General features: G+C 37.0%; 8 protein-coding genes. 3 read left to right on the top strand and 5 right to left on the bottom strand.

The features are described 5' to 3' along the window. Positions 1-70: 70 nt before the first annotated feature. Positions 71-2,698, bottom strand: a complete 2,628-nt coding sequence (gene cphA / locus PMI13_RS10850) for a cyanophycin synthetase (RefSeq protein ID WP_007843568.1) — start codon at positions 2,696-2,698, stop codon at positions 71-73. Positions 2,699-2,899: 201 nt separating this feature from the next. Here cphA and PMI13_RS10845 point away from each other — a divergent pair, with 201 nt between their 5' ends. From PMI13_RS10845 to PMI13_RS10835, 3 genes are all read left to right on the top strand, one after another. Further along, the gene (locus PMI13_RS10845) at positions 2,900-3,787 is read left to right on the top strand and encodes a cyanophycinase (protein ID WP_034669712.1); all 888 of its coding nucleotides are present in this window, start codon (positions 2,900-2,902) and stop codon (positions 3,785-3,787) included. A gap of 100 nt (positions 3,788-3,887) precedes the next feature. Next, complete coding sequence (locus PMI13_RS10840; protein WP_007843564.1) at positions 3,888-4,730, top strand: isoaspartyl peptidase/L-asparaginase; 843 nt, start codon at positions 3,888-3,890, stop codon at positions 4,728-4,730. A gap of 97 nt (positions 4,731-4,827) precedes the next feature. Next, entirely contained in the window at positions 4,828-5,064 is a 237-nt protein-coding gene (locus tag PMI13_RS10835; RefSeq protein ID WP_007843561.1) for a YtxH domain-containing protein, read from the top strand. Between the two features lie 48 nt (positions 5,065-5,112). Here PMI13_RS10835 and PMI13_RS10830 read toward each other — a convergent pair whose 3' ends face one another. The 4 genes from PMI13_RS10830 to hisS all read right to left on the bottom strand — a co-directional run bounded on the left by PMI13_RS10830 (position 5,113) and on the right by hisS (position 8,678). Next, positions 5,113-5,910: a class I SAM-dependent methyltransferase gene (locus PMI13_RS10830; protein ID WP_007843559.1), complete on the bottom strand. Its 798-nt coding sequence runs from the start codon at positions 5,908-5,910 to the stop codon at positions 5,113-5,115. A gap of 99 nt (positions 5,911-6,009) precedes the next feature. Then, on the bottom strand, positions 6,010-6,546 hold the full coding sequence (locus PMI13_RS10825; RefSeq protein WP_007843557.1) for a PH domain-containing protein: 537 nt from the start codon (positions 6,544-6,546) through the stop codon (positions 6,010-6,012). A 65-nt stretch (positions 6,547-6,611) separates the two neighbouring features. Continuing rightward, positions 6,612-7,259: a GNAT family N-acetyltransferase gene (locus PMI13_RS10820; RefSeq protein WP_007843555.1), complete on the bottom strand. Its 648-nt coding sequence runs from the start codon at positions 7,257-7,259 to the stop codon at positions 6,612-6,614. Between the two features lie 69 nt (positions 7,260-7,328). Next, complete coding sequence (gene hisS / locus PMI13_RS10815) at positions 7,329-8,678, bottom strand: histidine--tRNA ligase (RefSeq protein ID WP_007843552.1); 1,350 nt, start codon at positions 8,676-8,678, stop codon at positions 7,329-7,331. Between the last annotated feature and the right edge of the window lie 94 nt (positions 8,679-8,772).

Below are 8,772 nucleotides of genomic sequence, written 5' to 3'. Positions count from 1 at the left end.
TCTGATTTAAGTATATTTGATGTATTAAACTAGTCAACCTTTTTCAGGACTAGTCAATCTGTCATTTTTATTAAATCTTATCATCTTCCAGCAATTCTCTTGCCTGGTATTCCTGAACCAGATCTATTGCATTGGAGATCACATCACTTAATGCAGTAATAAATGTACCTTCTTCGGCCATACCTATCGCATGTTTTAAAGCTTCAATTTCTTTCGGGATGATTTCATAGCTCACATCCTTTCCTGCTTCGTGAATCCCGTCTATGATCAGTCCGTTGATTTCTTCTTCTTTTCTTCCGCGAAGGTGTTTTTCATTTCGGATGATAATATAGTCAAACATCCTTCCTGCGATTTTCCCGCAAAGCTTGATATCTTCATCCCTTCTGTCTCCTACCCCGGAAATAATCCCAATCTTTTTGGTAGACTCCACATTTTTCAGATAATCTTCAATAGCTTCATATCCGGCCGGATTATGGGCAAAATCAATTAAAACTTTAAAGCTTTTGAACTTAAAAATATTCAGCCTGCCGGGAGTAAGCTGAGCACTTGGAAGAAATGTCCTCAGAGAATTTGAGATGTCTTCAATCCCAAAACCGTATAAATAAGATGCTAAACTGGCTGCCAAAACATTTTCAATCATGAACCTGGCTTTTCCTTCCATCGTGATCGGGAAGTCTTTTGCTTTTCCGATACGTATTTTCCAGTCTCCTTTTTTGATCGTTACAAACCCTTCCTCATACACACAGGTGATCTTTCCTTCTTTTGCAAACTTTCTGATATGCGGGTTATTTTCATCCATACTGAAGATCGCAACACTGCTGTCGAGATCATTCACAATTCTCATGGAATATTCGTCATCCGCGTTCATTACACTCCAACCGTTTTTCTTTACACTGTCAAGAACTACTCTTTTTACTTTGGTCAGGTCTTTCAGATTATGAATATCATTCATTCCCAAATGATCTTCTTTGATGTTGGTTAAAACTCCGATATCACATTGAGAAAAGCCCAAGCCTGAACGTAAAATTCCGCCTCTGGCAGTTTCCAGAACGGCAAATTCTACTGTTGGATCCTTCAGGACAAATTCAGCCGAAAGAGGTCCTGTGGTATCTCCTTTCGTCAGCATTGTATTTTGAATATAAATTCCATCAGAAGTTGTAAAACCTACTCTGTAGCCATTATTTTTAACGATATGGGAAATTAATCTTGTCGTGGTGGTTTTGCCGTTTGTTCCTGTTACTGCAATAATCGGGATGGTAAAAGGTTTTCCCGCAGGATAAAGCATATCTACAACAGGAGCTGCTACATTTCTCGGAAGCCCTTCACTTGGGGCCAGGTGCATTCTGAACCCGGGTGCAGCATTTACTTCTATAATGGCACCACCGCTTTCTTTAAGGGGTTGTGTAAGATTTTCAGCCATAATATCAATTCCACAAACATCAAGGCCAATAATTTTAGAGATCCTTTCTGCCATTGTGATATTTTCCGGATGAACCATATCAGTGACATCAATTGATGTTCCGCCGGTAGAAAGATTTGCTGTAGATTTCAGATAAACGATTTCTCCTTTTTGAGGAACAGTTTCAAGGGTATACTGAAGTTTATCCAGAAGCTCGAGGGTATCTTTATCTATTTCTATTTCCGTCAGTACATTTTCATGACCATATCCTCTTCTCGGATCCTTATTTTCTTTGTCAATTAATTGCTGAAGATTATGCTCACCATCACCCACAATATGAGCAGGAACTCTTCTTGCGGCAGCAACCATTTTATTATCGATCACCAAAACCCTGAAATCATATCCGGTAATGTATTTTTCTACAATTACTTTCCTGGAATATTTCTGAGCATGTTCCAACCCTGTTTTTGCCGTTTCCCAATCATTTACATTGATGGATGAGCCTTTTCCGTGGTTTCCGTCCAAAGGCTTTAAAACAACGGGATAATTTATTTTTTTAATGACTTTTTCCAGATCTTCTTCATCGACCACCAGATCCCCGATCGGAACAGGAATAGCTGCATCGTGAAGCATTTTTTTCGTCAGCTCTTTATTGCATGCAATATCTACCGCAATTGAACTTGTTTTTCCGGTAATCGTTGCCTGAAACCTCTGCTGATTAACTCCATATCCGAGCTGTACTAAAGAATTGGTTCCCAATCTGATCCACGGGATTCTCCGGGAAACTGCTTCTTCAACAATACTTCCGGTTGAAGGGCCCAAACGAACACGTTCCCTGATTTCTTTTAATGTATGGATGCAGGTGTTTAAATCATATTCTCTGTCTTCAATCAAAGCTTCAGCAATTTTTACGGCTTCTTCAGCAGCATAGATTCCTGCATTTTCTTCAATATAATTAAATACAACATTATAAATTCCCGGCGATTTTGTTTCACGGGTTCTTCCGAAGCCTACGTCCATTCCTGCCAGTGTCTGGATTTCCAGTGCAATATGTTCAATAACATGCCCCATCCAGGTTCCTGTTTCTACCCGGTGGAAAAAACCGCCTTCTACCCCTTCCGAACACCTGTGCGTGATCAGTGATGGAATGAGTTTTTCTATTCTTTCTCTGAATCCTTCAATTTTATTGGTGGGGAAATTTTCCATTTCTTCAAGATCCAACCTCATCTGTATCAGTTTCTTCCTTCTTATGCTCCAGATATTAGGACCACGCAACGCCTGTATCTTCTCAATTTTCATAGTCAATTTGCATTTTCTTAGTTAACAATAACTTCTTCTAAAATCAAAGATAATGTAAAAGCATAAACAAAACCATAGCATACTTAAAGATTTATCAAAAAAAAGTTAAATAATATTAGTAATTTTAAAATCCTCAAAATCAATTTAAATGCTACTGATATTTCGTTAAATATTAATTATTTTTTAACTTTGCATCCTATGATGAAACCCGTTGGAAAATTAATTGTTATCGGAGGTGCTGTAAATAAAGGAAGCTTTGCAGAAACCGATTTTGATCAAAATATAGAGAAAAACCTTAACTTTTTTGAAAGAGGTATTTTACGAAAGATAATCAATGAATCTAAGCATAAAGAAAATTCTGTAATAGAAATTATCACCACAGCTTCACAAATTCCTCAAATCGTAGGAACAGAATATAAAAAAGCGTTTGAGTTTCTGGGGGCTAAAAACGTAAATATTCTTGATATCCACAACCGTGAAGAAGCCAATTCTGATGCAATGGTCGCAAGAGCCAGTGCAGCAGACGTAGTCATGTTTACCGGTGGAGACCAGCTAAGATTGACTTCTATTCTCGGTGGAACAAGATTTCACGATACCATTTTACTGAAATATCAGGAACAGGATTTTATTTATTCGGGAACTTCTGCCGGAGCTGCTGCTGCATCAGAAAACATGATCTACCAGGGAAGCAGTTCTGAAGCACTGTTAAAAGGAGAAATCAAAACAACACAAGGATTGGGGCTTATTGATAACGTTATTATCGATACTCATTTTGTACAGCGGGGAAGAATCGGACGTCTTTTCCAGGCCGTGGTCAACAATCCAAGAACACTGGGTATTGGCCTAGGTGAAGATACCGGACTTTTTATCTATAATGATGTGATGACAGCAGTAGGTTCAGGCCTTGTTATTATTGTAGACGGAAGGTTTATCAAAGATACCAACCTCACCAATATCAATCTGGGTGAGCCCATTTCTATTGATAATTTAACGGTACATGTCATGTCGATGAATGATCACTATGATCTTACAACCAAAACGCTTACGATAGAAAATTCGCAGTTTAACCCGATCCCACAAGACAAATAAAGAAGTGAATTGGTAATGGTGAACGGTAAATTTTATCAGCACCTATTTTTATATTAAGCTTTAAAAACTGACGATTCATAATTGACTATATAAATACAATATGAAAATAATCATTCACGGTGGTTTCTTTTCTGAAAGCGATCAAAGTCACGAAGTAAAGACAGCCAAACAAAATTCCTTAAAAAATATAGCCCAAAAGGCTTTTGAATATCTTCAGTCACATTCTTCTTTCGATACGGTAGCCTATGCTGTTTCTCTTCTGGAAGATGATGAACTGTTTAATGCAGGAATTGGTTCCCAGATTCAAAGCGATGGGATCATCCGTATGAGCGCAGCCATTATGAATGGTGAAACTCAGAAACTAAGCGGTGTAATCAATATCCAGAATGTAAAAAACCCGGTTTTCATTGCAAAAGAATTAATGAAGGAGGATGACAGGGTTTTAGGGGGAAACGGAGCAAAAAGGTATGCTTCAGAACATGGTTTTGAAAATTTTTCTACTGAAATTCCTCAAAGAAGAAGGGAATATGAAGCAAAACTGGGCAACGGTGGAAAAGGAACCGTAGGCTGTGTTGCTATTGATAGAGATGGCAAACTGGCAGTAGCTACTTCCACCGGGGGAAAAGGTTTTGAAATTCCGGGAAGAATTTCTGACTCTGCCACTGTGGCAGGAAATTATGCCAATTCATATTGTGCGGTAAGCTGTACAGGTGTAGGAGAAGACATTGTAAGCAATGCTACCGCCACAAAAATTGTAACAAGGGTAACCGACGGAATGAGCCTTGAAAATGCTTTCAGCAAAACTTTTGAAGAGCTTAAAATAATTGATGGGTTTGCAGGCGCCATTGCTATTGATAAAAACGGAAATATTTTTCATCAGGATTCTTACCCCACTATGGTTTTTGCAAGTTTTGATGGAGAAAATTTTGAAGTTTTCAATTAATTTAACATTATTTTATCATTCAATCTATTTTTTTGGCACGTATTTTACATGTTTATTTATATAACAAATCTTATATTAACTTAAAAAAATAGAAATCATGGGAAATAAAACAAATGGCTTACTGGCTTTATTAGGTTTAGGTGCTTTGGCATATTGGAAATATAAAAAATCAACTCCGGAACAGCAACAAGCGGTAAAGGATAAAATTAACAATGCTAAGGATAATCTTAACAAATGGGGAAATGATCTTAAGAATAAGGCAAATGATGTAGCTTCCCAGGTTCAGTCTAAGGTTGACGAAGTAAAAACAAAAGCTGAAGATTCTTTAAATTAAGACTAGTTTTTTTAACATTCATATATAGAAAGTCATCGTAGTTTAATATTACGATGACTTTTTTTGTGCTGAGATTCCATAAACTATCGGTACCTTATTCCCGAATTTTTCTATCCGCCATTTTCCTTTTTCAAACTCTGTTATATGTTTAAAGCAGGGATAAGGTGACCAGTCAAATTCCTGGAATTTTTCTATCTCCAGGTTATTTTTAATTAAATTCTGAAGAACTTCTGCCAGGGAATGGTTCCACATCACATATTCCTGAACAAGATCTGCAGAACGGTCGGCATACGTTCCTTCATAGGTTTCTACAATTGGCTTTTCATTAAAATAGTTATAACCCACTCTTTCGAAATCATCATCAAACATCCAGATTACAGGATGAAATTCTGCCATTACAAATTGCCCGCCGGGTTTTAGAAAATGCTGAATCACATTTGCCCATTGGTTTAGATCGGGAAGCCAGCCGATGGTCCCGTAGCTTGTAAAAACAATGTCATATTTCTGATCTAGAACATTCGGAAGGTTGTAGACATCCGAACAGATAAACTCTGTGTCAGTTCCGCATTTTTTAGCCAGATCTTTTGCTGTTTCAATCGCTTTGTCTGACAAATCTATTCCGGTAACTTTTGCTCCTAACCTTGATAAGGAAATAGAATCCTGCCCAAAGTGGCACTGCAGATGAAGAATCGTCTTTCCTTCAATATTTCCCAAAAGATCCAGCTCAATTGAATTCAATGAGCTTTTTCCATTTAAAAACTCTTTCACAAAGTAGAAGTCTGATTTCAGATGGGGCTCGACTTTGGCATTCCATGAATTTTTATTGATTTCAAGATAGTTTTCCATTAGTTTTTTATTATTTGTGATACACTTTCATATATCAGAAATTTATTTAAAATTATTTGGTAACCTTTTAATTACCTTTTCAGGCTTTATTTTCGGATATTACAATTTTTCAAGAAGTTTAGCCTTTTGTTCCAAGAATTCCTCCTCTGTTAAAACTCCATTTTCTTTAAGTTTTCCCAATTGTTCCAGTTGATCTAATACTGAAGGTTTTGTTTTAGGTTGAAAATACTCTTTCGGACGCGACATAAAATCTCTTGTTTTCTCGCAGAACAATTCTGCCTCATACTTGCCTACTCCATCAATCTCAACAATATCTCCTGAAACTTTAATATCTATTGAAGCCAGCATCAACTCTTTCTCATACTGTATTGAGGTGACTTTATCATACGAAAAGTCTTCCACCTTTAATCCGTACAGCATTTCTTTATCAACAAAAATCAGTCTTCTGTCTGTAGCTACTAAAATAATGTGATGCTTGGTGGTTTTATTCCGGCCTTCAACCAGATAAACGATTCTTTCGTCCGTTGAAAGAACGTTGGGTAACTCACGAATCTCTTTTCTTGCAAAAAATGTAGGATTGACATCTAATTTTTCCAGTTCGTCTTTTATTTCGTCAAATCTTGATCGCTCGCTCATAGTAATAGTTTATGAGGCCTAAATTACTACTTCTTTACGAATATCATTTCATGCAGATCAAAAATTTAAGCCCTCCCGGGAATCACGATTGAAGTATAAGAACTGTAAAATTCCCAGCCTAATGATTCGTATAAAGACCTGCCTTTTTCTGTTGCCACCAGAAAATTATCTAAAATGTTTTTTGACAGAGCCATTTTTTCAAGTTCTTTCATCAGGAAAGAAGCAAGCCCTTTTCTTCTGTGGTTGCTTTCAGTAGAGATCCTGTCATAGATAGCGAGATCATCGACGATAACAACACGGCCTATTGAAGCTAATTCTCCTGTTTTACTCAGTATTTTGACAACAGATGTTGAATTGTAATGGTCATATTCCAATAGATAATCCTCATGCAGATCAATATTGGGAGTATGCATGGGTTGAAAGCATGACATCATATAGCCTTGTGGCTGAGTCTTCCATTTATCAGGTATATTATTTTTGAATCTATCGGAAGAAGTACAGACTTTCAGAAAAACCCAGGGCTCATCAACCGATTTTGCCAATTGGATGAAGTCCTCATTGGGTTCAGCAAATACATAACGGGATTTTTGTTCAGGATCTCCAACCTCAACTTTAAATCCTGATTTATATTTAACCGGCAAAGGCTTATTTCTTGACAGGGTCCAACCTTTGAGCCATTTTTCCAGAATATCCGAAGAAATTTTTTCTTTCATTTTTCATCAGAGTCATTTACGTAACCATCAAAACAAAAGCATTATCAAAATAGACAATGCTTTTTATTTTTAACTTAAAAACTCTTCCAGGGAAATCGTTTTCTGTTCCCCGGCTTCAAGATTTTTAAAGGTTACTCTTTTATTTTTAATCTCCTCTTCGCCTAAGAAGACAAGGTTTCTTATTCCTTTCTTTTCTGCATAAGTGAACTGTTTGTTCAGCTTTGCATTTTCAGGATAAAGTTCTGCAGAAATTCCTTTTGCTCTCAGCTGCATAATCAGTTTTAAAGCTTCCAGAGTTTCGTCGCCACCGAAATTAGCAAACAGATATTCTACATTGGATGAAGCTTCTTCAGGGAAAAGGCCTAATTCTTCCAGCACCAGGTAAATTCTGTCTAATCCAAAGGAAATTCCGATTCCCGGGATATTTTTCACTCCGAAAACTTCCGTAAGGTTATCGTATCTTCCTCCCCCTCCGATAGAACCCATCTGTACTTCATCTGCTTTTACCTCGAAAATAGCTCCTGTATAATAATCCAGTCCTCTAGCCAGAGTGATATCAAAAACCAAATTCTCAATATTCACGCCAAGGCTTAAAGATTGTGTCAATACAAATTCCAATTCTTCAACACCTTTTAATCCGATTCCATTTCCTGCAAATTTTTCTTTCAGCTGAAGAAGGTTTTCCAAAGCATCATCAGATTGGGTAAACAAGAAATCCAGCTTATCAATAGATTCCTGAACAATTCCTCTTTCCAATAATTCATTAACAACGCCTTCTTTACCGATTTTATCTAATTTATCAAGAGCTACGGTAAAATCTATCAGCTTATCGGTAATTCCTGCATATTCTGCCAGACCGGAAAGAATTTTTCTGTTGTTCACATGAATAGTAACCGGAACTTTCAGATCTGAAAACGATTTTAAATACAGCTGAACCAGTTCTACTTCCTGTAAAAGGCTTTCGCTTCCTACAACATCTGCATCACACTGATAGAATTCTCTGAACCTTCCTTTCTGAGGACGGTCTGCTCTCCAAACCGGTTGAATCTGGTATCGCTTATAGGGAAAGGTTAATTTCCCATGATTCATAGCAACAAATCTTGCAAAAGGTACGGTAAGGTCATAGCGAAGAGCTTTGTCTGAAATCTGGGAAGTTAATTTCTGATGGCTTTTATTTTCCCAGTCTGCCTGATGCACTTTAGAAGTATAATCTCCCGAATTTAAAATTTTAAAAATAAGGCGATCGCCTTCTTCTCCGTATTTCCCTGTTAATGTTGAAAGATTTTCAAAGCTTGGTGTTTCCAGCGGCTGAAATCCGAATAATTCAAAATTATTCTGTAAAATATTAATGATATACTTCCTTCTTGAAACTTCCTGTGCTGTAAAATCTCTCGTCCCTTTTGCTAAACTTGGCTTCATTTTATAATTGATAATGATAAGTATTTGCAAAAATAAGGAATTGAAAGGACTTTTAACTTACAACATAAAAACCGGAGAAATAATTTTCTCCGGC

The sequence above is a fragment of the Chryseobacterium populi genome (assembly GCF_000282115.1).
Classification (GTDB): Bacteria; Bacteroidota; Bacteroidia; order Flavobacteriales; family Weeksellaceae; genus Chryseobacterium; species Chryseobacterium populi.
The sequence above is the reverse complement of the archived record's forward strand: the minus strand, read 5'-3'. Positions and strand labels throughout refer to the sequence as shown.